This is a genomic window from Candidatus Chlorobium masyuteum, assembly GCF_011601315.1.
In the GTDB taxonomy this organism is placed as follows: Bacteria; Bacteroidota; Chlorobiia; order Chlorobiales; family Chlorobiaceae; genus Chlorobium; species Chlorobium masyuteum.
The window spans coordinates 550,642-574,589 of the sequence record NZ_JAAORA010000002.1; the positions used below are offsets into that span (position 1 = coordinate 550,642).

A 23,948-nucleotide genomic window follows, 5' to 3' on the forward strand; every position below is an offset into this window, starting at 1 on the left:
GGCGGTAACTGCCTGTAAAATTTGACTCGTAATATAATCTCTTCAGATGTCAGAAAAAAATGCGGGAGAGCTTCTGCTGTGTATTCCTGTTTCAGCGCCAGCCGAAGATGGAGGAACCTACGCGGATCATGGTAGCGCCTTCTGTAATAGCTACTTCAAAATCTCCGCTCATACCCATGGAGAGTTCGGTAAGCTTTTGTGGATCAGGAGCGATGTTTTTCAACGATTCAAGCAGCAGGCGAAGGTTGCGAAACTCCTTCTTTGCCGATTCTATCTCGGGAGAAGCGATGGTCATCAACCCCCGGAGCGTGATGTTCGGAAGTTTAAAGAGGGATTCTGCTGTTGAAAGCAGCTCATCCGGCGGCATGCCGTACTTTGAAGATTCACCGGAGGTGTTGACTTCAAGGAGGTAGTCGATCTGCAGGTTGTGCTGCTGTGCACGTTTTGAAAGCTCTTCGGCCGTTGAGAGTTTATCGATACCGTGAACGAGAGTCACTTTATCGATGATTGAGCGTACCTTGTTCGATTGCAGATGGCCGATAAAGTGCCATGCTATCGGAGTGTTTTCAAGAATGGGATCCCTTGCTTTTTCCAGAAACTCCTGGACATAGCTCTCCCCGAACTCTATCTGGCCGGCATCAAGAGCCTCTTTTACCTGCGCTGCCGGTTTGGTTTTGGAGACAGCGATCAGGCGAACCGAATCAGGCTGCCTGCCTGCTTTGATGCAGGCAGCCTTTATCTGTTCACGTATGGACTGAAGATTTGCTGCAATGCTTTGCATGAGTGGTTCCGCTTATGGCTCTACAGCAGGAACAATGGTCTCAATGATGACCGGAACAAGCGGGTTGTCATTGGGGTCGGTTTTGACAACGGCAATTTTATCCACTACATCGATACCTGCTTCTACAATGCCGAATACGGTGTACTCTCCGTCAAGAAAACCGTTATCCTTATGGTTGATATAGAACTGGCTGCCAGAAGACGCTTTCTGTGGATTGTTGTTGCGAGCCGCAGCAAGTGTTCCTTTTTTGTTCGGATGGCGGATTTCGGCAGGTATCTGCTGTGACGGACCGCCGGTACCATGCAGTGCACGCTTCTCCTCATGGCGCGAGAGAGGATCTCCGGTCTGGATCATGAACCCTTCGATAACGCGGTGAAAGCGGATACCATCGTAGTAGTTTTCGCTGACAAGTCTGGAAAAGTTGTCACGGTGAAGGGGGGTGTCGTCATAGAGGGCGATGGTGATATCGCCAAGGCTTGTTTTGATCGTGAATTTTTCGGGCATAGGAACGGGTAGTTAAGAGACGGGTTGATTAAAGTTTTCCTGAAACCTGCCAGAGTGATCGTTGTGCAACAGCTGCTGCTGTTGAACCGGGATAATCGGCTATGATTTTTGTATAGAGTTCGGCTGCTTTTTTAATCTGGTTTGTCTGCTGGAGACTTTCTGCCGACTTGACAAGATATTGTGCCTTGAGCACTTCATTTTCAGCCTTTTTTGATGCTTCCTGGTAGCTCTCTGCCGCCTGAATAAACTGATTTCTGTTGATGTAGCAGGCACCTGCACCGGCAAGTGCGGCCGCCGCAAGGTCTTTGTTGGCAATCGATACTGTTTTGAAGGTATTCAGGGCGTTGGTATAGTCGCCGGATAAGTACCAGGCATTGGCCAGCAGCAGGGCGGCCATATTTCCACTCGGTGTTCCAGGGTATTCCGCTGCAATTTTTTTCAGTCCCGGAATTTTCCCTTCTCCATTGATGGCTGAGCTGAATTTGCCGCTGTCAAGAAACGGCGCCACTCTCGACAACTGGAGTGATGCCTGCTGTTCGTTTGCCTGTCGCTGCTGCATCCAGAAATAGGTGCCGGCACCGAGACAGAGAAGGAAGAGAACAACGCCGATGAGGGCGTTTTTATATTTGATGGCAATGTAGAGAAGATTCTCTTCTGCCGCCGGTTTAACGGTTTGAGGAGCCTGTGTAGTTGTTTTTATATCGTTCATAACTGGTTTTTCTGGTTGCTGCTTCGGTTATGTTCGGGGGATTTCAACCCCGCTATTCCGGCCACAAACCTAAGCAAGTTTGCATGAATTTCAAAACAATGTAATAAGGTCCGGGTTTATGGCCGTCGTGATTGTTTCCTCACCGCTCAAAGTGCCGGTAATCTAAACAATTCGATACTATTCTCTGCTATACGTTTCGCGGTCTCATGCAGCGTGATCCCGCGGATTTCGGCAATGGCTGCGGTGACGAACCGGACATAGGCGGGCTCGTTTCGTTTTCCGCGGAAGGGGAGAGGTGCAAGGTAGGGAGCATCGGTTTCAGTGAGAAGATCATCAAGTGAAACCTCCCTGATAACTTCAGGAAGCAGTGACCGCTTGTAGGTTACTGTTCCGGGAATGGAGAGCTTGAATCCCATTCTGATGCACTCTCTGGCAATGGTTGTGTCACCCGAAAAACAGTGCATCATGCCGTGCATTGATGCGTGCTGTTCTTCGGAAAGTATACGCAGCATATCCTCCCAGGCATCCCGGCAGTGGATAACGACAGGAAGGTCAAGTGTACGGGCAACTCTGAGCATCTGGCGGAATGCATCCTGCTGGGCGGCTTTGTTATGATCAGGGTAGTGATAGTCCAGCCCAATCTCGCCGATGCCTACAACTTTCGGTGAGCGGGCAAGTGATGCAAGTTCAGCAAAGATCTCTTCATCTACAGGACTCGAAGCTTCATGCGGGTGGAGTCCGACGTTGGCATAGATAAAATCATATCCGAAGGCCAGTTCAATAGATTTCCGGCTTGTCGGAAGATCAATACCGGGATCAATCAGCAGTCGAACACCTTCACGGTAAAGTCGTTCAATGATCTCTTTCCGGTCATTATCGAAATCAGGAAAAGAGAGATGAGCATGAGTATCAACCAGCATTGTTCTGCTCTCTTGCTGTTGCGTCAGGAAAGACCCGATTATAAAACAGGATCAGCATGCATGCACCTGTGGTGATAGCGGAGTCCGCAACATTGAATATGGGCCAAAGGGATACCCAGGTTCCGAAAATATTGCCGTGATAGAGGTCGAAATAAATGAAATCAATGACATGGCCGATGCTTACGCGATCAATCATATTGCCGATTCCTCCGCCGACAATGAGGCCGAAAGAGAGAAGAAAGAGCGGACTCCTGTTTTTGGAGCGAATAACATAGAAAACGACAGTAGCGGTTATCAGGCCGGTCAGAAGCAGGAGTACCGCCGGTGGAGCAAATTCAACACCGAAGGCTACACCTTTGTTTTCAGCATAGGTCAGGGAGAAAAGGTTAGGGATGATGGTGAAGGTTTGAGCGCTGTCCCGAAGCAGCGTGACTGCAAGTTTTTTTGTCAGTTGATCAGCAGTGATGACAAGGAGAATAAGGGAGAGAAACAGTTTCATTTTCTGGAGGAATAAGCGTGTTAGTTAGTCAGGTGGTCAGTTCAGTCGTTCTCTTTCTGTTTGATCTCCTGCATGATCACTTTTTTTACGGCTTCTACAGGCATAGCCTTGCCGGTCCAGAGCGCAAAGGAGAGTGCGGCCTGACCGAGCAGCATCTCAATGCCTGAAATGGTTGTGGCACTCTTGCGTTTTGCCTCCAGAAGCAGAGGGGTATCAAGAGGGTTGTACACCATGTCATAGACAATCTGACCCTTGTGAATCAATTCCCGGTCGAGGGGAACAATACTCTCTGTTTGGTCATTATTGCCACCCTTTGTGCCGATCGGCGTAGCATTGACAATAACGGCACAGCTCCGCAATTGCTCTTCTACGAGACGCTGATGGCAGATCGTCACCAGCTCCTTGTATTCATACCCGTCAAGCATCGCTGCTGCCTTGTCAGGATCTCTCGCATATACAATGATCTTACGGGGAGAGAAAAACAGCCTGAATGCCTCAATGGCGGCAAGTGCGGCGCCACCACAGCCGAAAACAGAGACCGGATTTCCCTCTATCAGGCTGGCGTATGGTTTAAGCGGTGTTGCGAATCCTTCAATATCTGTATTATGGCCGGTCATTTTGCCGTCACGAATAATGATGGTATTGACCGCACCGATTGTTGACGCTTCCCTTGAAAGCTCATCAAGAAAGGGGACAACCGTTTTCTTGTAGGGGATGGTTACGTTGAACCCGGCTATACCAAGAGCTTTTGCGCCCCGGAGCGCATCGCCGATCATTTCAGGATCAGCAATGTTGAAAATGGTGTAGCAGTAGGGAAGACCGAGCAGTTCAGAGGCGGTGTTATGAATAAGCGGAGACCAGGAATAATCAACGGCACGGCCGATAAGGCCAAGAATTTTTCTTGTTTTCGTCATGCAGGTGTTCCGGTCTGTATGTGATCATGAAATGCCGAGCATCCGCCTGACGGAATCCTGCTGGTAAAGTTCCGGAAAGGTGCTCTGGAAGAGCAGTTTTTTATCCGGATCGATCTTGAATGCCTTGCTCAGCGCTTTGAGTGTGCTGAGTTTGTCGCCCATTGCAAAATAGGCGGCAGCAATTTCAAAATGGGCTTCGGCTGAAAAGGGCTGAAGTTTCAGTGATTGCTGCAATGCATCAATGGAGGCGTTGACATCACCCGCTTCGCGGAGTACCATGGCAAAATCGACCCATATCTGGGGGCTTTCGGGATCAATCATGATGATCTCCCGATAGGTCGATATGGAGTTTTCCAGATCATTGAGATTATACTCGATTTCTGCCTTCAGAAGAAGAAACTCAATGCTCTCCGGCAGGGCCGTCAGTGCCTGGTCAATGGCGGCAATGGCCTCTTCATACTCTTCAAGGGCTTCGTGGCAGCAAGCAAGAGCAAACCATGCATCGGTAAACTCAATGTTTATCTCAATACAGCGGCGGTAGCAATGAACAGCTTCACTGTAATCCTCAAGCTCTTCATAGGCTATGCCGAGATTATAGAGCGCATTGATATCATCCGGCTCCTGTTCAAGGGTTTTTATGTAGCTTTCAGCAGCCTCCTCGATACGACCGGTAATGGCAAGAACATTTGCCCGGTTATACCATGCCGAACTGAAGTCCTCGGAGATGGCCAGACTCATATCGTAGGAGTCAAGCGCTTCATCGTAACGCTTCATTTTGCTCAGTACAAGACCGTTGTTGTACCATGCGTTGATATTGTATGGATCCTGATCGAGGGTTTTGCGGTAGCAGGAGGTACTCTCCTCAAGTTTGCCGAGAATATCCTTGCAGTATGCAAGTTCATACCATGCGTCTGAAAACTCGGCGTCAAGCTCAAGAGCCCGTTCAAAGTCCTCTTCAGCTTCAACAAAGCGTTCAAGGCGCTGAAGGACTATTCCGCGGTAGTAATGGTACTCCTTTTCAATGGAGGAGTCGATAATCATTTTTTCAAGCTCTTCAAGCGCCTCATCAAGATGTCCGGTATTGAACCAGGCAAGGGCAAGATTCAGAGCCATTTCGCTGTCTGAAGGGCTGAGAACAACCGCTTTCTGAAAAGCTTCAAGCGCCTCTTCAAAAGAGCCATTGAGTGTCAGGCAGTTGCCAAGGTGGAACCAGGTCTCGGTATTATAAGGGGTAATCTCTTCAAGACGACGAGCTACCGCAAGAGCCTCAATAACGAAGCCGTCCTCATTGTACTGATTGAGCCGGTCAACCAGCTCCTCTGAGTCAAACATCGCATCAAGACCATCAAGGTCGGGCAGTTCCTTTCCTGATGGATCCGATTGGCTATGGCGGTGGTTATCGTCAAAGAAATCAGGCAGGTTCATAAGCAAACATAAGAGTTTCTCTATCGTCGATCATAATCATCATAAGCAAATATAACAGAATTTTCTTAAGAAAATATAAATGAGAAGAGGAGATGGGGAAGATCGATAGCATTCAGGGATGGTAAAAGAGATAGATGGATTGGGCACTTTTTGCTCCGGTTGCAGCCTGTAGTTCCTCTATACTTGCCCTTGACACCGCATCAGCCGAACCAAACCGTTTCAGCAGCTTGAATGCGGTTTTTTCTCCAATTCCTTCTATTGTTGTGAGTTCCGTTTGAAGTGTCCGTTCTGTTCTGAGTTTTCTGTGATAGGTGATGGCAAACCGGTGAGCTTCATCGCGAAGCTGCTGCAGCAGTTTAAGCGCCGGAGAGGTTTTTGGCAGATTGAACGGGTCCCGGGCATGCGGGGTAAAGATTTCTTCAATGCGCTTGGCAAGACCGATTACAGGGAGATCAATACCGAGAGCATCGAGTGTGTTAAAGGCGGCATTGACCTGGCCTTTGCCCCCATCAACAACGATCAGATCAGGCAGCGCGAGTTCTGTTGCCAGAGAGCCGCCATACCGGCGATGGATAACCTCTTCCATGGCGGCATAGTCATCCGAACCCTCAAAACTTTTCAGTTTGAATTTTCTGTAATCGGATTTTTTGGGTTTTCCCTTTTCAAAACAGACCATCGAACTGACATAATCCGTACCCTGCAGGTGAGAGTTATCGAAACACTCGATCCTCTGTGGCATAACGGAGAGATGGAGCAGCTCCTTTAAAGCGATAAGGCCATAGTGTTCTCTGGCGGCCTCCCCTCTCTTCTGTTTCTGGATCAGGTACTCCTCAAGATGGTGACGCGCATTCTGGTGGCACATCTCCATGAGATGAGCTTTTTCGCCGATCTGCGGAACCAGGAACCGGATCTGTTTTTTCTCCTGTTTCTCCGCTTTCTGTTTTTCTGTCAGGAGCGCCCGCAGAGCACTCTCCTCCTCATCAGTGAGTGGTTTACGGAGCAGAATCTCAACGGGAATAAGCTCAAGGGTTTCCAGATAGTATTTTTCAAGCACTCTCGACTGCAGTACCTCATCGGTTTCTCCGAAGGTATTGTTCATATAGATCCGCTGTGAGCCAAGCAGTTTTCCTTCCCGTATTTTGAACACCACTCCGCAGGCATCATCCTCTCCGGACGCAACCGCAAATACATCCCGGTCGAGTGCGTCACCGGAGACTACTTTCTGGCGTTCAGCATATCGTTTCAGGCTGTCAAGCTGTGCCTTCAGTTCTGCCGCCTGTTCAAACTTCAGTTCTGCCGCGAAGTGCTGCATGCGTTCAGCGAGGGTTCTGATCATTGAGGAGGTTCTTCCTTTAAGGAGCCGGATGATCTCCTCTATCATGAAAAGGTACTCCTCTTCATGCTGAAGCCCTTCGCATGGGCCTTTGCATTTATGGATATGGTAGTCCAGACAGACCTTGAATTTATGTGCGGCAATATTTTCCGGACTCAATCGATGCTTGCAGCTCCGGATGGGAAAGAGAGAGCCGAGCAGATCAAGAATGGTTCGCAGTTGTCCTGCCTCGGTGTAGGGGCCGAACCAGGTTGATCCATCCCTTCTGACCTGACGGGTCAGAAAGATTCTTGGAAAAGGTTCATTGGTGATGACCAGGTAGGGATAGGTTTTATCATCTTTCAGATTAACATTGTAGCGCGGTTTCAGCTCCTTGATGAGATTGTTCTCAAGAATAAGCGCTTCAACTTCCGAAGAGGTTATGATGACTTCAAAATTGTCAATATGCGATACAAGGACAAGCGTTTTGCCGAACAGTTGCTGAGGATTTCTGAAATAGGAGCGCACCCGGTTCCGGAGGTTTTTTGCCTTTCCGACATAGATAACTCTCCCTTTGTCATTGATGAACTGGTAGACACCGGGAGATGAGGGGAGGGTAGAGAGCTTTTCTTTCAGAACTTTTGTTCTGCCGTTATGTTCATCATGCTCATCATGATTATCCATGATCAAATGCGGTTGGAAAGTGATGTTTATTCCCGATGCCCGGGGTAAAAAAACAATAAATAAAAAAAGGGAAAGCCGCACGAAAGATGCGGCTTTCCCTTGAAAAAAAGAACATGCAGTTACTGGTGAATGCTATGCAATAACATCATATTCACCTTTCAGAGCAAAGATCCCGAAGGTAATCAGGCTGAAAGCGATAATCGGCATAAGCACGACAATCACGATAGACCAGAATATCCAGTTCTCTTCACTGGGTTTTGCTGCGATCTCTTTCATCGCCTGCATGATCACAAGCGGGATAATTCCCACTCCCATGACCGTCCAGAGCAGACCGAAAATCCTTTTTATTGCTGACATAATAGATTGATTTTAAATGTTCTTGATTACTCTACGTCAAGGTTGTTTGTCTTGTTTGATATGTACAGCGAACCGATGACAAAGCTGACGCCAGCAATCAGGATCGGGTACCAGAGACCGGCAAGCGGGTCGGCAGGCGGAAGATCCGGACCGGGACGGGTTGCTTCAACAAGACGGGTCGAGATAAGCGGAACCAGACCGCCGAAGACGCCGTTGCCGATATGGTAGGGCAGGGACATCGAGGTATAGCGGATACGGGTCGGGAAAATCTCAACCAGGAACGCAGCAATCGGGCCGTATACCATGGTCACAAAAATAACCTGGATAAGAACCAGACCGATCATCTTGTAGTAAAGGTTCTGGGGAAGGGTTACTTCCTTCTTTGTTTCAGGTTTCAGCTTGTCTTTCGGCATTGCAGCTTTAACGGCAGGATCAACCGGAAACTTTTTCTTGACGGTCTCTTTGTAGCTGGTTCCGTCGGTATAAAGTTTGGTTGTGACGGAGGTGATCAGCGAGTCGGTACCTTTGACCTCATACTTCATCTTGTTGACCGTTTTGTCTTCGATCACCTCTTTGGTCTTGAGATTGGCATCGTTGTACATGATGGTATAGATCGGTCTGTAGGCTATAACAGCGATCAGCATACCGGCCATCATGATGTACTTGCGTCCGATCTTGTCGGAAAGCGCACCGAATACAATGAAGAATGGCGTTCCGATAAGCAGTGCGATAGAGATGATTATGTTGCTTTGTACAAACTCAATGTTACAGGCATTCTGCAGGAAGGAGAGTGCATAGAACTGACCGGTGTACCAGACAACACCCTGACCGGCGGTTGCGCCGAGCAGTGCAATAAGAACCATCTTCAGGTTATCTTTCTGTTTGAAGCTCTCAGCCAGAGGATTTGCGGAAGTTTTTCCCTCTTTTTTCATCTTTGCAAAGAGCGGTGATTCCGACATTCTCATGCGGATAAAGATCGAGACACCAACAAGGAGTGCGGAAAGAATAAACGGAATACGCCATCCCCAGTCGGTAAAGGTTTCAACACCGAGCATCTGGCGGACGGTAAGAATGACACCGAGTGCAAGGAAGAGACCAAGGGTAGCTGTTGTCTGGATAAAACTGGTCCAGAAGCCTCTTTTTCCTTCGGGTGAGTGTTCGGCTACATAGGTTGCAGCACCACCGTACTCACCTCCAAGAGCAAGACCCTGCAGAAGCCGAAGAATAAATACTATTGCCGGAGCAAAAAATCCGATTGTTTTATAACCGGGAACAAGACCGATGGCAAAGGTTGAACCACCCATGATAACAAGAGTAACAAGGAAGGTGTACTTCCTGCCGATAAGGTCACCGAGGCGACCGAAGAAAAGTGCACCGAAAGGTCTGATGACAAAACCGGCGGCAAATGTCGCCAGTGTGGCCAGCAGTGCGGCTGTCGGGTTGTCTTTGGGGAAGAACTGTTCGGAAATGATTTTTGCCAGAGTACCGAAGATATAAAAGTCATACCACTCGATAAGCGTTCCGACCGAAGACGCGGCAATAACCCGCCGGGTGCTGGACACCTCTTCGGTATGGGAAACGTTTGTGACATTTTGTGCCATAAAGGTTTTCTTTGAATGTTAAAAAATAGTAGTTGTAAGCTCTTTCTCAGGATGCCAGTGGCATGCTGCGACTATTACTTGATGAATTCGTGCTCGTTCTCCTTGACGATAAGCACCGGGCATGGTGCACGGCGAACGACGTGTTCAGCAACGCTTCCGAGAATCATACGCTTCAGTCCGCGGCGCCCATGTGATCCCATCACAATGACATCGGCTTCCTTGCGTTTGGCATAGTCAATGATGCACTCTTCAGCAAATCCTTCATAAATGACATAGTCGGACACAATACCTGCCATCTGTTCTTCATCAATAAGCAGGGCAAGTTTTTTTTCAGCTTCGGCTCGTTCAGCATCCAGTCCATGTGAATAATTGATGGTTGGATCGTTTTCGATGACGCCGACCAGAAAGACCTCTCCGCCTGACAGTTTTGCAAACTCGTTGGCGTATTGCAACGACTTGCGCGACAGCTCAGAGAAATCAACCGGGCAGATGATTTTTTTAATTGTAATCATAGCTCCGCTATTGTTGTTTGGTTGTTGGAATGAAAATTATATAACAAGAACAGTTGAAAAATATTTCCCAGAAAATCGAGTTGTACCGAAAAAACGCCAGGGCATTCAATTATGAGAGACTGAACTCTCTATGCAAAAAAATGAGAGTATACGTAGCGCAACAGAACAAAAGAGAGATGAGGGAAATCTCTTTATCTGTTAAATAAAATCAGGGTGAAGTAAAATGTGTGAGATCTGTTTCATGCGGCACACATCTTTTGTAATACGAACTTAATAATATCTTAAAAAAAAAACAACACAACAATTGTTATGTAGTGCGGCTTTGTCATATTAATAAGCCGTTCGGGCAAGCAAAAAAAAGCCGCAGTTGCCTGCGGCTTTTTCGTCGAAAAGTACTGCTTAGAAGGTTACCGTCGCATAGAGCTCTGTGCGAAGCTGGTTGTTATTCACTGTGGCAGACCCCACAACATCTTTTCCGCTTGCACGGTAGCGCACCGTCGGAGTCAGGCTCAGGGTTCCGGCTGCAGATTCATGCAGCTTGACGTTGTACTGTGCCCAGACAAAGACGTTATTATAGGTTACATCTGCAGCAGGTGATTTGTCTTTGGTTCTGTTGTAGTCAACCCATGCCTTTACAGGACCGGATTCACCTTTTGCCCTGAGGAGATAACCGTCATAGTTGACATTGGTTGCAACAAGGTTGCTCTCGCCTTTCGTGTCACGGCAGATGGTGTAGAATCCGCTGAGGCCGATTTTGGACTTGCCGGCAGGAATCGTAACGTTGGCACCGGCTGTGTTCGGTGAAACCTTCTGATAGGTAACGCCTCTCACATCAGTCAGCGAAATGATTGCCTGCGGTTCGAATGTGACATCACCGAGAGTTGTTTTGTATGCAAGGTTCAGAGCATAGCCGTCATTGAAAAGACCGTCACCGGTAGCCGTTGTGTTTTCAGTGACTGAGTTGTTGTCAAAAATAACAATGGTTGCATTCAGTTCGCCACCGCCGACCTTGGTGCCGTAGTTGACGCCGAATACACGATCGTAGTTCCATGTGGCGACCGGGATATCAACCGCATAAATTCCAGCTGAGGTAAATGCAGTCGGGACAGGATAGAGGGTGATGTCATAAATCGGGTTATTGACACTGTTCAGAGGAATGCGGCCAAGCATATAGTGGCAATCCTCAAGCATACGGCCGAAATAGAAATTTGAAACTTCAAGCGGATTTCTTTCACTGTTATTGGCTGCTACAGTCTGCCATCCACCTGCAACACCTTCATTCTGTATCATAGCCTTGAAGAAATAGCCGCTGCCAAGGTCAGCAGCTGTATTCAAACGAACACGGTACTGGGTTTTAAGATCTTTGTCGGTGGTTTTGTTGTTCCACTGGCCCCTTTCACGAACTGCAGCATCGCCGCTGATTTTCAGTTCAGCAGATGCGGGTGATGCGTATGACAGTACTGCAAACATTGCAGCAAGTGATAGCATTTTTTTCATAACTTTCTCCGTTAGGTTTGTGTGTGTGTGCTTTTTTACAGAAAAAATCCTACAATAATTATTCAATATAGTTCTGCAGAAGAAATCAAAAAAGAACTTTTTGGTAACAATATTTTCAATAATAATAAAAATATCTATCAGGGTCAAATGTTGATTGTGACAGAAGTACCTCCGGCTAATATTTTATATTTTGAGAATTCTGCTGCGGATCCTTTCATATCTCATTTATTTATTAAATAGAATAAGCGTAAAAAAAATAGACAGAATCTATTTTTGCTTTTTATAACTATGCAGTAATTAGCGCATGTCACAGGTAAGGCTCAGGGTCAGTGCTTTATGTATAAAGGATGGTCAGGTATTGCTTGTTGAACACAAAAGCTTTGCTCCGGATGATCCGAAGCTTCCTTCCAGTTACTGGATTCTGCCCGGAGGAGTTGTTGAGAGGGGAGAGACGCTTGAAGCGGCTGTTCAGCGTGAGATGATGGAAGAGACCGGTCTTGAGTGCAGGGTGGGTAACCTGCTGTTTATAAAGGAGCTGCTCTATCCCCATCCTGGAGTTTCGGCACAGGGTACCCTACATCACTCGGTATCACTCGGGTTCTTTTGTGAGGTGACGGGAGGCCGGATGATAACCGGAAAGGATCCGGAATATCCCGATGACAAACAGGTGATTATAACGGTGAGCTGGATTCCTTTGCATGATCTTGACCATTATGATCTCTATCCTCCATTTCTTGCCGACTATATTCGCACTCAACCCGAAGAGGGGTTTGAAAAGGGAGTGCCGGAGTTTTTTCGATCCCCGGAATAAAAGAAGAAGTGAAACGCAGTGGACGGAATGGACGAAGAAATTATGGACTGAGTGGACGTGGTGGACAAGAGAGAAGCGTTCTCGTCCACTCTCTTTTTCTTCAGGGCACCTCTATAAATTGTCGTGAGCGGTTTGAGTGCGAGGCGGACGGAGCGCAGAAACCGGAATGTACACAAGAGTACTTGAGGATTTCGAGCACCGCCCAACGAAGCAATCGAATCGCGGAATAAATTGATAGAGGTGCCCTTCAGAAATCGATGATAATTCCTGCCGTACTGAAGCTCTCCGGACGGTAAAAATACATGCCGTGGCGGCTCATTCCGGAAAAATAGTTATAAGCGACCCGAACGTTTTCAAGACCTGCCGCCTTGAGCCGCACTCCCGCCTGAAGGTTCCATGTGCCTCTGTATCCTTTGGTCTCATTCAGGTTATCATGCCAGATCGGCAGTAATTTCAGATCAGCCGCCACATAGGTGTTGCCCGGAGTGTTGAGCTCAGCGCCTGCCTGGAAAGAGTGTGGGCTGATGCCGCCGGGAATGGTGTGATAGACTAACTGGTAACCTGCATAGATACGGTTATTCGGCGAGCTCAATGCGAAAACGAGATTAATAAACTCCCGGCTGTAGGTGAAGGGGATAGGAAAGGGGCAGTCACCCTGAATCCACTGACCGGCAGCAGCATCGTAGTGGCCATCTTCAAAATGGGCGGAGATATGGCTGAATCTGGCTCTTGCACTGAATTCATCAAACGGAAGACGGTCGCTGGTTATTGGCTTTTTCCAGCTTGTGTTGATACCGAAAATGTAGTCGATTGCATCAACCGGAAATTTGAAGCTTTCGCTCCGGCGCAGGCGGGAATAGGTACCGAAATCAACCCCGACTGCAAAATCCATGTTTTTACTCTGATAGAGATCTGCTGAGGAGCCGATGTCGAGCTGGAGCGTTCGGTCACTTAACGAAGGCATTACAGCTATTCTCGGCTCCATCGGATCGGCCTGAAGCGGGGTGAAGATTGTCTGAAAAGTCGGGTTAAGGAGTGGTTCAGCTTCCCCTTTTTTTACAGAGATCAGGATCAGGAGTGCAAGCGTGAAGCATGCCCTGCAGTAGCGCCAGCAGTTGCTTTTCATGGTGGGGAGTTGTTGCATTATAGTGTGGTATCCGGTCATGAAGATGAAGTTTTATGATTCGGCTATCAGGGTGTTCAGCACCGCCATGCGCACGGCAACGCCGTTTGTTACCTGCTCAAGGAGCATGCTTTTTGAATATCCGGGGGGCTGTATGCGGTCAGCAACATGGTTGGATATCTCTATTTCGCGGTTTATCGGTCCGGGATGAAGTACCAGAAGATGTTTCTGAATCCTTTCGAGCCGTTCATCGCTCAATCCATAGTGGACGGAATACTCTTCAAGAGAGGGCAGGTAGCCTCCCGTTGCGCGCTCAAGCTGAAGGCGAAGCACGATAGCGGTGTCAGCCCATCCAATGGCTTCGTCAAGATCGGTGAACAATGTTACTCCGAGTCTGTCGGGATCGGTAGGCAGCAGGGTTACGGGGCTGCAGAGTCCCACTTCTGCTCCGGCAGTCAGAAGTCCGAAGATGTTGGATCGTGCAACACGGCTGTGCAGAACATCGCCGATAATAATAACCTTAAGCCCGGCAATTGTGCCAAAATACTCCCGGAGCGTAAACATGTCGAGTAGAGCCTGGGTAGGATGTTCATGTGCACCGTCTCCGGCGTTGATGACGTTTCTTGCAGTGATTCCTGTGATGAGATCCGCAGCTCCCGAAGAGGGGTGGCGCAGTACAAAGGCATCGACCTGCATGGCCTCAAGGTTTCTGATGGTATCACTCAGGGTTTCTCCCTTGGTGACACTGCTTGAAGAGGCGCTGAAATTGAGTGTTCCTGCACCAAGATGGCGTGCGGCTATTTCAAAGGAAAATCGGGTTCGGGTTGAGTTTTCAAAAAAAACCAGGGCAATGCGTTTGTTTTTGAGTGTGGCTTCAAAAGAGGGTGAGCCGGTTATCAACTCTTTCTTGAACCCGGCAGCCATGTCGAGAAGTCCGGTGATTTCAGAGGCCGGAACATTGCATAGTCCTGTTAGGTGCTTCAAATCCGACTTATAATTGTAGCTGTTCAAAAAAGATTCTTTCCGCGAAGTTACAAAAAAATTGATGATCAAGAACTACCTTACCTTTTGAGGGGTTCCGGAAATTTTATCCGGGCAGTTTTATCTGTTTATTTTGAACGAACCGTTCCTGAATGAAGTTATGCACGAGATGAGTATTGCGCTTTCAATTATTGAGGCAGTGGAGGCAAAAGCTCGCGAAGAGGGAGCCGAAAGGATTTCCGGTATAGATCTGGTTGTCGGCAAACTGGCTGGTATTCAGCCTGAATCGTTGCGATTCTGTTTTTCGGCAGCGGCAAAAGGGAGTATGGCGGAGTCAGCACTGCTTCAGATAGAGGAACCTGAAGGTATCGGAGAGTGCATGGAGTGCGGCCGGAAGTTTCCGGTTTCTTTTTATTATGCGGAGTGTCCCGAATGCCGTTCTCTGAAGATCGGGATTGTGTCGGGTGAGGAGTTTACAATTCAGACAATCACAATAGCGGAAGAGGGAGATTAATACCTATGTGCGATACCTGCGGCTGTTCAACCGAGGGCGGGGTGGTGCTCCGTAAGCCCGGCGAGACCGGTTACCATCTACATATCATCGAGAGCGATCACGAAAGCTTGATCCATAGCCATGATGAGGCTCATAGTCATGATCACTCGCATCACCATCACCATGAAGAGAGCAGTGGAAGGAAGGTTCTGCTTGAGCAGGATGTTTTACTGAAGAACAATCTTCTGGCTGAAAGAAACCGTGGTTTTTTTGAGGCACGCAACATCTTTGCGCTTAATTTTCTGAGCTCTCCCGGTTCAGGAAAAACCACTCTGCTGGAAAAAATCATTCCCTTGATTCTTCCACACTCTCCGGTTGCCGTTATAGAGGGTGACCAGCAGACCACCAATGATGCTGAGCGGATTCATGCACTTGGTGTCCCGGTCATTCAGGTCAATACCGGTTCCGGATGTCATCTTGATGCGATGATGATCAATCGTGCAGTGAAGGAGCTTGAGTTGCAGAATAACTCTCTGCTCTGCATCGAAAATGTCGGCAATCTTGTCTGTCCGGCTATGTTTGATCTCGGAGAAGCACTGAAAGTGGTTGTTATCAGTGTTACCGAGGGTGACGACAAGCCGCTGAAGTACCCGAATATGTTTCATGAAGCGAATCTCTGCATTCTCAACAAAATTGATCTCCTTCCCTATGTTGATTTTGATGCCCGGAAGTGCAGGGAGAATGCTCTTCGTGTTAATCACCATCTCGAATGGATGGAAGTGTCAGCCAAAACCGGCGAAGGGTTTGATGTATGGCAGCAGTGGATCGAAAGCAAACTGAAACAGCGCTGAGTAGCGCGGCTGTCGCCGTCGAAGAGAGGAGGCGTCTCAGTATCAGTGGTATTGTGCAGGGGGTAGGATTTCGGCCGTTTGTCTACCGCCTTGCCGTCTCGTCAGGTTTGAAAGGGTTTATCAGGAACACGCCATCGGGAGTATTGATTGAGGTGCAGGGTGCATCAGCCCATCTCGACCTCTTCAGCCATGCAGTTCGCCAGGATGCCCCTCCGCTTGCAAGGATAGAAACAGTGGAGGAGAAGCGCATCGATTCTCTCCCGGAAGAGGATTTTGTTATCGGATATTCCAGTGCCGGAAGTGAGGTTGAAACACTCATCCCGCCGGATATTGCTATCTGCGAAGAGTGCCGGAAAGAGCTCTTCGATCCGGCAAACCCCCGGTTCCGGTACCCCTTCATCAACTGCACCAACTGCGGCCCCCGTTACACCATAGTCAGCAGGCTTCCCTATGATCGTCAGTTCACCTCCATGCACGCCTTTGCGATGTGCGGGGAGTGTGAGCGGGAGTACATGGATCCACTTGACCGCCGTTTTCATGCGGAACCGACAGCCTGTCCGGTTTGCGGCCCTGCCATTCAGCTGCTTGATGCATCGGGCAGAACTTCTGATGCTGATAATGTTCTGGTGGAAGCCTCTGCCATTCTCCGAAGCGGTGGTATTATTGCTCTGAAGGGAGTGGGTGGATTTCATCTGGCTGTTGATGCCTCCAATGAGGAAGCGGTTCAGCGGCTCAGAGCGAGAAAGGGTCGTGAAGCCAAACCTTTTGCCGTCATGATGCCTGATGCATCTCTTGCCGTCAGATATTGCGAGCTGAGTGACGGGGAGCTTGCTGCGCTTAACGCAGCGGAAGCGCCGATTGTGCTCCTTAAAAAGAGAGATGGAACTGCTCTTGCACCCTCTGTGGCTCCTGACAGTGACCGGCTTGGCGTTATGCTTGCGTATTCACCTCTGCACGCGCTTCTTTTCGATGGGAGTCCGGAGGTTCTCGTGATGACCAGCGCGAATTTCAGTGAGGAGCCGATTACGAGTGAAAATGATGATGCGGTCAAGAGACTCCAGGGTATTGCCGATGCCTTTCTTGTGCATAACCGGCCGATCTATCTGAAGTGTGATGATTCGGTAACCATTTACCTTTCGGGCAAGCTCCGACAGTTACGGCGGAGCAGAGGGTATGTTCCCGCACCGGTCTACCTTCGGGAGAGCGGTCCCTCTGTGCTTGGAACCGGAGGAGAGCTGAAAAACACCATAACGTTGCTGAAGGGCTCTCATGCTATCCTGAGCCAGCATATCGGCGACATGAAAAACTTTGAGTCCTATCGCCATTACGAGCATGTAGCCCTGCATCTGCAGCACCTTTTTCAGGCCTCACCCGAGCTCGTTGTGCATGACCTGCATCCCGACTACATGACAACGCTCTGGGCAGCCCGGCAGGAACTGCCCCGGCTTGGTGTTCAGCACCATCATGCGCACCTTGCATCCTGCCTTGCCGAACAGAGAGAGGATGGGCCGGTAATCGGGCTTATCCTTGACGGAACAGGTTACGGCAGTGACGGCACGATCTGGGGCGGAGAGCTGCTCATTGGCGACGCCGGAGGAGCCGAACGGTTTGCATCCCTGGAACCCATGCCTTTGCCGGGCGGGGAAGCGGCCATCATGCAGCCATGGCGGGCTGCGATCGGCTACCTGTTCAGAAGCTTTCCGGAGATGCCTGAACTGCCGTTTATGAACGAAAGGTGCGTTGACCCGGTAGTCGAACTGCTGCAAAAACATGTCGGTATTTATGAAACATCGAGCTGCGGAAGACTGTTTGATGCCATAGCTGCTCTTTGCGGCTTGAAGGGAGAGATCAGCTATGAGGGAGAGGCCGCAGTTGCACTGACGCATGCAGCAGGAGGCAGCGTCGGCGACAGCGCATTCAGTTACGGACTTCAGGAGGACAACGGCCGCTGGATCATGCTTGTTTCACCGATTATCCGCGATGCGGCAGCAGCGGTACTGAGTGGCGTGAGTGCTGCTGAAATCAGCCGCTGCTTCCACCGGACTCTTCTTGACTGTTTTCAGGAGATCATCGCCAAGGCTTCGATGGTAACCGGAATAAAAACAGTCGCCCTGAGCGGCGGAGTTTTCCAGAATGCGCTTCTTTTTGAAACATTGATCCGGGAGCTTGAAACCGGAGGATACCGGGTGCTTGCCCACTCCCTTGTTCCCTCAAATGACGGAGGTCTCTCCCTCGGTCAGGCCATGATCGGCCGCGAATACCTCAAAGGCAACTATCGTGGAGTTTATTAGAAATCTGATCTCGTATTATTCGTCCTTGCTGTCGTTGTAGTCCTTATTGTCCTTGTTTTTATTATTATCTTTTCCAATTAAACCAAACCAACGCAGCAATGTGCCTCGCTATTCCCGGAAAACTTCTTGAAATCAGCTCTGAAAACGGACTGATGATGGGCACCATTGATGTGAACGGTGCTAAAACCAGAGCATGTCTTGAGTATGTACCGGAAATTCAGGTTGGCAATTATACCATTGTTCATGCGGGGTTTGCCCTGAAAATCATCGATGAGGAGGAAGCTGCAGAAAGCCTGAAACTCTGGGAGGAGCTGGTAGAGAAAGGGGCGTTTGAACCTCTTGAAGAGCCGCCTTCATCCGGGGAATCCGGGGAATCCGGGGATGTTTGACGCAGGTTGCCATGAAATATATTGACGAATACCGCGACCCGCAGCTTGCCCGTAATCTTCTGGCCGAGATCCACAGAGTTACCACACGGCCATGGACCATTATGGAGATCTGCGGTGGACAGACCCATTCGATTATCCGCAACGGCATTGATCAACTGCTGCCTGACGCAATAGAGCTGGTTCACGGTCCGGGATGCCCGGTCTGTGTTACTCCGCTTGAGTCGATTGAACGGGCGCTCGCAATTGCCATCCAAAAAGAGGTGATTTTTACCAGTTTCGGCGATATGCTCCGTGTTCCCGGCAGTGCAATGGATCTTTTCATGGTGCGGAGCCGGGGGGGGGATGTGCGCATTGTTTTTTCACCGCTGGATGCCCTGCAGATAGCCCGCGACAATCCACAAAAAGAGGTGGTCTTTTTTGCGGTAGGCTTTGAAACCACGGCACCGGCCAATGCCATGGCGGTCTGGCAGGCAAAGAGAGAAGGTATTGAGAATTTCAGTGTTCTGGTGAGCCAGGTCATGGTGCCTCCGGCCATGCGTGCCATTCTCTCCTCTCCCGGAAACCGGGTTCAGGGCTTCCTTGCCGCCGGTCATGTCTGCGCTGTGATGGGATATGAAGAGTATGAGCCTGTAGCGCGCGAGTTTCATGTGCCGATTGTGCCTACCGGTTTTGAACCGGTTGATCTTCTTGCCGGAATTCTTGCAACGGTTGAACAGCTTGAAGCTGGCAGGGCGGAGGTGGTCAACCGCTACGCCCGGGTGGTGAGCCGTGAGGGGAACCGGGCGGCCACAGAGATTATCCGTAACGTGTTTGAGGTGATCGACCGGCAGTGGCGCGGTATCGGCATGATTCCGGCGAGCGGTCTTGGATTGAGAGATGCCTACGCCCGTTTTGATGCTGAAAAAAAGTTCAATGTTTCCCATATCTGTGCTTCGGAATCACCCCTATGCATGAGCGGCCGGGTTCTTCAGGGTGCACTCAAGCCTGACGGCTGTCCGGCATTTGCAAAAGAGTGTACTCCGGAGCATCCTCTCGGAGCGACCATGGTCTCTTCCGAAGGGGCGTGTGCAGCATATTATAACTATCACAGGAACTTCACTCCATGACAATTGCACCGGTCTGTCCGGCTCCCATTACACAGCATGAAACCGTCCAGATGGCGCATGGCGCGGGTGGACGGCTGTCGCAGGTACTTATGCAGAGGGTATTCATGCCGCACCTCCACAACCATTTTCTCGATCTGCTTGACGATCAGGCAAAGCTTGATCTCCCCCCAGGTCGAACAGCCTTTTCAACCGATACCTATGTAGTGAGTCCGGTTTTTTTTTCCGGCGGCAACATCGGCGAGCTTGCGGTCAATGGTACGGCGAACGACCTGGCGGTAGGCGGTGCCCGGCCCCTCTACCTCAGCGCCGGCTTTGTGCTTGAAGAGGGTTTTCCCCTTGCCGATCTTGAAACCATAGTCATGAGTATGGCTGCAGCAGCCCTGAAAGCCGGGGTTATGATTGTCACCGGCGATACCAAGGTTGTCGGTAAAGGTCAGTGTGACAGGATCTTTATCAATACAGCGGGGGTTGGCGCAATCAGGGAGGGTGTAGATCTCTCCTGCCGAAACCTGAAGGCGGGAGACAGCCTCATTCTTTCAGGATCGGTCGGGGATCATGGTATGGCGATCATGACCTCCCGTCAAAATCTCTCATTTCAGTCGACAATCAAGAGTGACTGTGCTTCTCTCAACAGGATGATTGGAGCAGTTCTTGATGCCGTGCCCGGGGTTCATGCCATGCGAGATCCAACAAGAGGCGGTGTGGCGGCAACACTCAACGAACTTGCCGCAGCCTCATCAGTCGGCATTGAGATCAACGAGACCGCAATTCCGGTACAACCCGATGTCCGTGGTGCCTGTGAGCTGCTCGGGATTGATCCCCTTCATGTTGCCAACGAAGGCAAACTTGTGCTGGCAGTTGCCGCCGGAGATGCCGACAGGGTTCTTGAGGTGATGCGCGGTACCGAAGAGGGTCGGGATGCCGTCATTATCGGCTCGGTTGTTGACGACCACCACGGCATGGTAGTCATGCGAACCGCATTCGGCAGCCGCCGCATTGTCGATCTGCCTCTCGGCGAACAGCTTCCGCGTATCTGCTGAGTCCTGATCCTGTCGGGACTCCTGCCGATATGGCGCTCCTCTGGAGTTTTACCTGCAAACAGCTTACTATCTTGTAGCGGGCATGAAGTCGATCATCTCCCCCTTCGTTTTGGGAATTTAAGGTGTTAAACCAGTGTTCCTATTGTTTGTCATGATTTGCATCATAACGACAAATGAAGGGGAGGCCATTATGAGCATCACAGGATTGCTGATTTTTATTCTGATCGGCGCATTGGCGGGTTGGCTGGCTGGTCTTATTGTGAAAGGGTATGGTTTTGGTCTTCTGGGTGATATCGTTATTGGTATTATCGGTGCGATTTTAGGCGGGTACCTTTTCGGATTGCTGGGAATAAGCCTGGGTGGAGGTATTTTAGGTACAATAGTGTCAGCGACGATCGGTGCCGTATTACTGCTGTTTTTGATCAGATTTTTCAGGCGGGTTTGAAGCTTCTTTTCTTTGCTGGATTGTTCCTGAGAGATCAAGGTTTTTTTTTGAGGTATCAGATGCAGGTTTGAACGGTTACTCAACTCCGCAGAGGGGGCAGCGGGGGTCGCGGCTCAGTGGGACTTTCCGGAACTCTGTGGTAAGTGAGTCGTATGTCAGGAGTGTGTTGACGAGTGGTGTGCCAATGGAAAGAATATACTTTATCGCTTCGATAGCCTGCATGGAGCCGATGACCCCGGGGAGAGCCCCGATCGGTCCGGAGGGTGTGGAAGCAGCAGGGATTCCCTCTTCATGGAAAACGCAGTGGTAACAGGCGGTTTTTCCGGGGTGAACCGTCATCATCTGGCCGTGGAACTGCCGGATTCCGGCGTGCGAGTATGGTTTAGCCGCATTATGGCAGGCTTTTGCTATCAGGAATTTTGATTCGAAATTGTCGGTTGCGTCAAGCACAAAATCGAAACCGGCAAGGAGTTCCGGGGCGTTCTCTTCAGTAAGCCGGAAGGGGTAGAGTGAGAGGCGGATATCGGGGTCAAGAGAGTTAATCCGTTCTGCTGCCGAGTTCACTTTCTCTTCTCCGAGTGAAGCTGTCGTATGTAGGATCTGGCGCTGCAAATTGCTCAACTCAACCGTGTCACCATCCATAATGCCGAGCGAGCCGATACCGGCTGCTGCAAGATAAAAAGCGGCCGGTGAGCCAAGACCTCCGGCTCCGACCACGAGCACTTTTGCCTGAGCGAGTTTTTCCTGTCCGGATTCACCGATCTCCTGCAGTGTCAGGTGGCGCAGATAACGCTGGCGCTGGTTGTCGTTCAGTGGCATGAGTGCATTTCCTCCTGTATTACCGTGCGGCTTTGCGTACCTGAAGGGCCGTTGAAAACCGGTTCCCAGTTTTTAAATACCGGTTCAATCTCTCTTGCACGAAGGGCCGCGCAAAACTCTTCAGCCGAGCGGTCGTCAGAAACATCGAACTGCCCCTTGTCGGTGTTGTTATCGTCATAACCACCAACTGTGGTGCGGCTTGCTATGCTCATGCGTGTTATGCCGAGTCCGGCCATTCCGTCACGGTAGGCAGCACTCTCTCTGGTGGAGAGTACCAGTTCAATATCGGGCAGCGCAATCCGGAAAGCAAAGATTATGCGGGCAAGAAGATGGTCATCAACCGGAAAAGGCGGCTCGTAGCCTCCGGTCTGCGGCCTCATGCGGGGAAAGGAGACTGAGATGCCTGCACGCCAGTAGGTACGGCTGAGATGGCGCGCGTGGCGGTAGAGCATCAGGGCGTCTTCCACCGGTTCCGAAAGGCCGAGCAGCGCGCCGAGGCCTACGGTTTTTATTCCTCCTTCAAGCGCTCTTGCCGGGGTTTCAAGCCGGTCAAGAAAATCCTTTTTCGGACCCCAGCGGTGAAGTGCTTCGTAGCGCTCGCGGTTGTAGGTCTCCTGGTAGATGGTGATGCCGGTACAGCCGCACTCTGCAAGAGTTCGGTATTCAGCGACACTCATGGGGAAGGCTTCAACCGATACTTTTTGTGTGCGTTTGGCGGCAATCTCGACTGCCTTGCGCAGATAGTCAAAATCTGCCGCTTTTGTCCGTTCGCCGGTCAGGAGCAGTATATCACTGATGCCGAGTTTTTTCATGGCGATCAGTTCCCGCTCGATCTCATCCGGCTCAAGCCGTCGCCGGAGGGTTGTTCTGTCGGATGCAAAGCCGCAGTAGATACACCCGCTTGAACAGTGGTTTGAGAGATAGAGCGGTGCGTAGAGCGAAATGGTTCGTCCGAAACGGCGAAGGGTGATCGCTTTTGACTCAGCGGCCAGAGCTTCAAGTGAGGCTGACGAAGAGGGCGAAAGCATGGAGGCAAGGGCTGCCGACTCCCGCTCGTCGGTCAGCCACTCCGGTACTGTGCTCACGCTTTTGCTCCGAGAAAAGAGGTGAGAGGGCTGGTTGCTACAGCGGAACCGCTTTTTTGCATCAATCCGGCGTTGAATCCCTTTCTTCCGGCAACAACAGCACCGGCAAAGGCCTCCGCCATTTTCGGGGGGTCAGATGCAACCGCAACAGCACTGTTTACAAGCACGGCTCCGCACCCCATCTCCATGGCTGCGGCAGCCTCTGAAGGGGAGCGCAGCCCTGCATCAACGATGACCGGAATGCCGCTTTCGCGGATAATGATGCCGAGCATTTCTGAGGTCGAAAGCCCCTGACCGCTGCCGATTGCCGAGCCGAGCGGCATGACCGATGCGCAGCCTGCATCCTCAAGGCGTTTGGCCAGAACAGGGTCAGCGGAAATATAGGGCATGACCAGGAATCCCTCTTTTGCCAGAATCCGGGCAGCCTCGTATGTTTCTATCGGGTCCGGCATCAGATGCTGGGGATTCGGGTGAATTTCAACCTTGATGAAAGGGCTTCCGGAGAGTTCCCGTGCAATATGGGCAGCACGGACAGCTTCTGCTGCTGTCGATGCTCCGGAAGTATTCGGCATCAAGGTTATTCCCGGTAGCTGTGACAGTGGACCGAAAAGATCGTCTTCAAGCTGTTCGCGGTTGAAGCGGCGCAGAGCCACGGTGACGAGTTGGGTGCCGGAAGCCCGGACGGCATCAAGCATAACCCTGGCGTTGCTGAATTTACCAGTTCCGAGAATCAGGCGGGAGGTAAAGCTGTAAGAGCCTAACTGCAATGAGTCCATAACTGTTGTATCTATTCTGGGGC

25 protein-coding genes are annotated in these 23,948 nt (G+C 50.2%); 8 read left to right on the forward strand and 17 right to left on the reverse strand.

Annotated features, from left to right (window positions below):
- Nucleotides 1-91 precede the first annotated feature (91 nt).
- The 12 genes from G9409_RS06140 to G9409_RS06195 form a co-directional block, all read right to left on the reverse strand.
- Nucleotides 92-781 (reverse strand): YggS family pyridoxal phosphate-dependent enzyme, encoded by a 690-nt coding sequence (locus tag G9409_RS06140; protein ID WP_166807917.1) that lies wholly within the window; start codon nucleotides 779-781, stop codon nucleotides 92-94.
- Nucleotides 782-793: 12 nt separating this feature from the next.
- Nucleotides 794-1,285: a peptidylprolyl isomerase gene (locus G9409_RS06145; RefSeq protein ID WP_166807918.1), complete on the reverse strand. Its 492-nt coding sequence runs from the start codon at nucleotides 1,283-1,285 to the stop codon at nucleotides 794-796.
- Nucleotides 1,286-1,313: 28 nt separating this feature from the next.
- A complete protein-coding gene (locus tag G9409_RS06150; RefSeq protein ID WP_166807919.1) occupies nucleotides 1,314-1,994 on the reverse strand; it encodes a tetratricopeptide repeat protein in 681 nt (226 codons plus the stop codon).
- 146 nt (nucleotides 1,995-2,140) lie between these two features.
- Nucleotides 2,141-2,914: a TatD family hydrolase gene (locus tag G9409_RS06155; RefSeq protein WP_166807920.1), complete on the reverse strand. Its 774-nt coding sequence runs from the start codon at nucleotides 2,912-2,914 to the stop codon at nucleotides 2,141-2,143.
- A complete protein-coding gene (gene lspA, locus G9409_RS06160; RefSeq protein ID WP_166807921.1) occupies nucleotides 2,904-3,413 on the reverse strand; it encodes a signal peptidase II in 510 nt (169 codons plus the stop codon). The genes G9409_RS06155 and lspA overlap by 11 nt, the downstream gene beginning before the upstream one ends.
- 41 nt (nucleotides 3,414-3,454) lie before the next feature.
- Nucleotides 3,455-4,327 (reverse strand): shikimate dehydrogenase, encoded by an 873-nt coding sequence (gene aroE / locus G9409_RS06165; RefSeq protein WP_166807922.1) that lies wholly within the window; start codon nucleotides 4,325-4,327, stop codon nucleotides 3,455-3,457.
- Nucleotides 4,328-4,351: 24 nt separating this feature from the next.
- Nucleotides 4,352-5,752, reverse strand: a complete 1,401-nt coding sequence (locus G9409_RS06170) for a tetratricopeptide repeat protein (protein WP_166807923.1) — start codon at nucleotides 5,750-5,752, stop codon at nucleotides 4,352-4,354.
- Between the two features lie 112 nt (nucleotides 5,753-5,864).
- Entirely contained in the window at nucleotides 5,865-7,748 is a 1,884-nt protein-coding gene (gene uvrC, locus G9409_RS06175; RefSeq protein WP_166807924.1) for an excinuclease ABC subunit UvrC, read from the reverse strand.
- Nucleotides 7,749-7,880: 132 nt separating this feature from the next.
- Nucleotides 7,881-8,105: a DUF6814 family protein gene (locus G9409_RS06180; protein ID WP_006365209.1), complete on the reverse strand. Its 225-nt coding sequence runs from the start codon at nucleotides 8,103-8,105 to the stop codon at nucleotides 7,881-7,883.
- 26 nt (nucleotides 8,106-8,131) lie between these two features.
- Nucleotides 8,132-9,706: an MFS transporter gene (locus G9409_RS06185; protein ID WP_166807925.1), complete on the reverse strand. Its 1,575-nt coding sequence runs from the start codon at nucleotides 9,704-9,706 to the stop codon at nucleotides 8,132-8,134.
- Nucleotides 9,707-9,780: 74 nt separating this feature from the next.
- Nucleotides 9,781-10,218, reverse strand: a complete 438-nt coding sequence (locus G9409_RS06190) for a universal stress protein (protein ID WP_006365207.1) — start codon at nucleotides 10,216-10,218, stop codon at nucleotides 9,781-9,783.
- Between the two features lie 399 nt (nucleotides 10,219-10,617).
- A complete protein-coding gene (locus G9409_RS06195) occupies nucleotides 10,618-11,715 on the reverse strand; it encodes a porin (protein WP_166807926.1) in 1,098 nt (365 codons plus the stop codon).
- Nucleotides 11,716-12,019: 304 nt separating this feature from the next.
- Here G9409_RS06195 and G9409_RS06200 point away from each other — a divergent pair, with 304 nt between their 5' ends.
- Nucleotides 12,020-12,526, forward strand: a complete 507-nt coding sequence (locus G9409_RS06200; RefSeq protein ID WP_166807927.1) for an NUDIX domain-containing protein — start codon at nucleotides 12,020-12,022, stop codon at nucleotides 12,524-12,526.
- A 247-nt stretch (nucleotides 12,527-12,773) separates the two neighbouring features.
- Here the strand turns inward: G9409_RS06200 and G9409_RS06205 are convergent, their stop codons facing one another.
- Together G9409_RS06205 and G9409_RS06210 are read right to left on the reverse strand one after the other, a co-directional pair.
- Nucleotides 12,774-13,652, reverse strand: a complete 879-nt coding sequence (locus tag G9409_RS06205) for a DUF1207 domain-containing protein (protein ID WP_235923243.1) — start codon at nucleotides 13,650-13,652, stop codon at nucleotides 12,774-12,776.
- A 51-nt stretch (nucleotides 13,653-13,703) separates the two neighbouring features.
- A complete protein-coding gene (locus tag G9409_RS06210) occupies nucleotides 13,704-14,633 on the reverse strand; it encodes an aspartate carbamoyltransferase catalytic subunit (RefSeq protein ID WP_166807929.1) in 930 nt (309 codons plus the stop codon).
- 157 nt (nucleotides 14,634-14,790) lie between these two features.
- Between G9409_RS06210 and hypA the strand changes: the two genes are divergently transcribed.
- The 7 genes from hypA (at nucleotide 14,791) to G9409_RS06245 (ending at nucleotide 21,245) form a co-directional block, all read left to right on the forward strand.
- A complete protein-coding gene (hypA, locus tag G9409_RS06215; protein WP_166807930.1) occupies nucleotides 14,791-15,144 on the forward strand; it encodes a hydrogenase maturation nickel metallochaperone HypA in 354 nt (117 codons plus the stop codon).
- A gap of 5 nt (nucleotides 15,145-15,149) precedes the next feature.
- Nucleotides 15,150-15,974, forward strand: coding sequence for a hydrogenase nickel incorporation protein HypB (hypB, locus tag G9409_RS06220; RefSeq protein WP_166807931.1), 825 nt, complete (start codon nucleotides 15,150-15,152; stop codon nucleotides 15,972-15,974).
- On the forward strand, nucleotides 15,935-18,265 hold the full coding sequence (gene hypF, locus G9409_RS06225) for a carbamoyltransferase HypF (protein ID WP_166807932.1): 2,331 nt from the start codon (nucleotides 15,935-15,937) through the stop codon (nucleotides 18,263-18,265). Before hypB ends, hypF begins: the two co-directional genes overlap by 40 nt.
- Nucleotides 18,266-18,363: 98 nt before the next feature.
- Complete coding sequence (locus tag G9409_RS06230) at nucleotides 18,364-18,654, forward strand: HypC/HybG/HupF family hydrogenase formation chaperone (protein ID WP_166807933.1); 291 nt, start codon at nucleotides 18,364-18,366, stop codon at nucleotides 18,652-18,654.
- An 11-nt stretch (nucleotides 18,655-18,665) separates the two neighbouring features.
- Nucleotides 18,666-19,760, forward strand: coding sequence for a hydrogenase formation protein HypD (gene hypD, locus G9409_RS06235; protein ID WP_166807934.1), 1,095 nt, complete (start codon nucleotides 18,666-18,668; stop codon nucleotides 19,758-19,760).
- Entirely contained in the window at nucleotides 19,757-20,800 is a 1,044-nt protein-coding gene (hypE, locus tag G9409_RS06240) for a hydrogenase expression/formation protein HypE (protein ID WP_166807935.1), read from the forward strand. Before hypD ends, hypE begins: the two co-directional genes overlap by 4 nt.
- A 190-nt stretch (nucleotides 20,801-20,990) precedes the next feature.
- Nucleotides 20,991-21,245 carry a GlsB/YeaQ/YmgE family stress response membrane protein gene (locus G9409_RS06245; RefSeq protein ID WP_166807936.1) on the forward strand — a complete coding sequence of 85 codons (255 nt, stop codon included), beginning with the start codon at nucleotides 20,991-20,993 and terminating at the stop codon, nucleotides 21,243-21,245.
- Between the two features lie 75 nt (nucleotides 21,246-21,320).
- Here the strand turns inward: G9409_RS06245 and G9409_RS06250 are convergent, their stop codons facing one another.
- From G9409_RS06250 to G9409_RS06260, 3 genes are read right to left on the reverse strand one after another with little or no spacing between them, the layout of a single operon-like run.
- On the reverse strand, nucleotides 21,321-22,064 hold the full coding sequence (locus G9409_RS06250; RefSeq protein WP_166807937.1) for a HesA/MoeB/ThiF family protein: 744 nt from the start codon (nucleotides 22,062-22,064) through the stop codon (nucleotides 21,321-21,323).
- Entirely contained in the window at nucleotides 22,055-23,149 is a 1,095-nt protein-coding gene (gene thiH / locus G9409_RS06255; protein WP_328700116.1) for a 2-iminoacetate synthase ThiH, read from the reverse strand. The genes G9409_RS06250 and thiH overlap by 10 nt, the downstream gene beginning before the upstream one ends.
- Entirely contained in the window at nucleotides 23,146-23,925 is a 780-nt protein-coding gene (locus G9409_RS06260; protein ID WP_166807938.1) for a thiazole synthase, read from the reverse strand. The genes thiH and G9409_RS06260 overlap by 4 nt, the downstream gene beginning before the upstream one ends.
- Between the last annotated feature and the right edge of the window lie 23 nt (nucleotides 23,926-23,948).

What these genes read in the sequence shown, in the direction of transcription:
- G9409_RS06260 (WP_166807938.1), bottom strand. Translation starts at nt 23,925, where the DNA reads ATGGACTCATTGCAGTTAGGCTCTTACAGCTTTACCTCCCGCCTGATT.
- G9409_RS06205 (WP_235923243.1), bottom strand. Translation starts at nt 13,652, where the DNA reads ATGAAAAGCAACTGCTGGCGCTACTGCAGGGCATGCTTCACGCTTGCA.
- G9409_RS06230 (WP_166807933.1), top strand. Translation starts at nt 18,364, where the DNA reads ATGTGCCTCGCTATTCCCGGAAAACTTCTTGAAATCAGCTCTGAAAAC.
- G9409_RS06245 (WP_166807936.1), top strand. Translation starts at nt 20,991, where the DNA reads ATGAGCATCACAGGATTGCTGATTTTTATTCTGATCGGCGCATTGGCG.
- hypB (WP_166807931.1), top strand. Translation starts at nt 15,150, where the DNA reads ATGTGCGATACCTGCGGCTGTTCAACCGAGGGCGGGGTGGTGCTCCGT.
- G9409_RS06170 (WP_166807923.1), bottom strand. Translation starts at nt 5,752, where the DNA reads ATGAACCTGCCTGATTTCTTTGACGATAACCACCGCCATAGCCAATCG.
- G9409_RS06195 (WP_166807926.1), bottom strand. Translation starts at nt 11,715, where the DNA reads ATGAAAAAAATGCTATCACTTGCTGCAATGTTTGCAGTACTGTCATAC.
- hypE (WP_166807935.1), top strand. Translation starts at nt 19,757, where the DNA reads ATGACAATTGCACCGGTCTGTCCGGCTCCCATTACACAGCATGAAACC.
- G9409_RS06185 (WP_166807925.1), bottom strand. Translation starts at nt 9,706, where the DNA reads ATGGCACAAAATGTCACAAACGTTTCCCATACCGAAGAGGTGTCCAGC.
- G9409_RS06145 (WP_166807918.1), bottom strand. Translation starts at nt 1,285, where the DNA reads ATGCCCGAAAAATTCACGATCAAAACAAGCCTTGGCGATATCACCATC.
- lspA (WP_166807921.1), bottom strand. Translation starts at nt 3,413, where the DNA reads ATGAAACTGTTTCTCTCCCTTATTCTCCTTGTCATCACTGCTGATCAA.
- G9409_RS06200 (WP_166807927.1), top strand. Translation starts at nt 12,020, where the DNA reads ATGTCACAGGTAAGGCTCAGGGTCAGTGCTTTATGTATAAAGGATGGT.
- G9409_RS06250 (WP_166807937.1), bottom strand. Translation starts at nt 22,064, where the DNA reads ATGCCACTGAACGACAACCAGCGCCAGCGTTATCTGCGCCACCTGACA.
- hypD (WP_166807934.1), top strand. Translation starts at nt 18,666, where the DNA reads ATGAAATATATTGACGAATACCGCGACCCGCAGCTTGCCCGTAATCTT.
- hypF (WP_166807932.1), top strand. Translation starts at nt 15,935, where the DNA reads ATGGCAGCAGTGGATCGAAAGCAAACTGAAACAGCGCTGAGTAGCGCG.
- G9409_RS06155 (WP_166807920.1), bottom strand. Translation starts at nt 2,914, where the DNA reads ATGCTGGTTGATACTCATGCTCATCTCTCTTTTCCTGATTTCGATAAT.
- G9409_RS06190 (WP_006365207.1), bottom strand. Translation starts at nt 10,218, where the DNA reads ATGATTACAATTAAAAAAATCATCTGCCCGGTTGATTTCTCTGAGCTG.
- G9409_RS06180 (WP_006365209.1), bottom strand. Translation starts at nt 8,105, where the DNA reads ATGTCAGCAATAAAAAGGATTTTCGGTCTGCTCTGGACGGTCATGGGA.
- uvrC (WP_166807924.1), bottom strand. Translation starts at nt 7,748, where the DNA reads ATGGATAATCATGATGAGCATGATGAACATAACGGCAGAACAAAAGTT.
- aroE (WP_166807922.1), bottom strand. Translation starts at nt 4,327, where the DNA reads ATGACGAAAACAAGAAAAATTCTTGGCCTTATCGGCCGTGCCGTTGAT.
- G9409_RS06150 (WP_166807919.1), bottom strand. Translation starts at nt 1,994, where the DNA reads ATGAACGATATAAAAACAACTACACAGGCTCCTCAAACCGTTAAACCG.
- hypA (WP_166807930.1), top strand. Translation starts at nt 14,791, where the DNA reads ATGCACGAGATGAGTATTGCGCTTTCAATTATTGAGGCAGTGGAGGCA.
- G9409_RS06140 (WP_166807917.1), bottom strand. Translation starts at nt 781, where the DNA reads ATGCAAAGCATTGCAGCAAATCTTCAGTCCATACGTGAACAGATAAAG.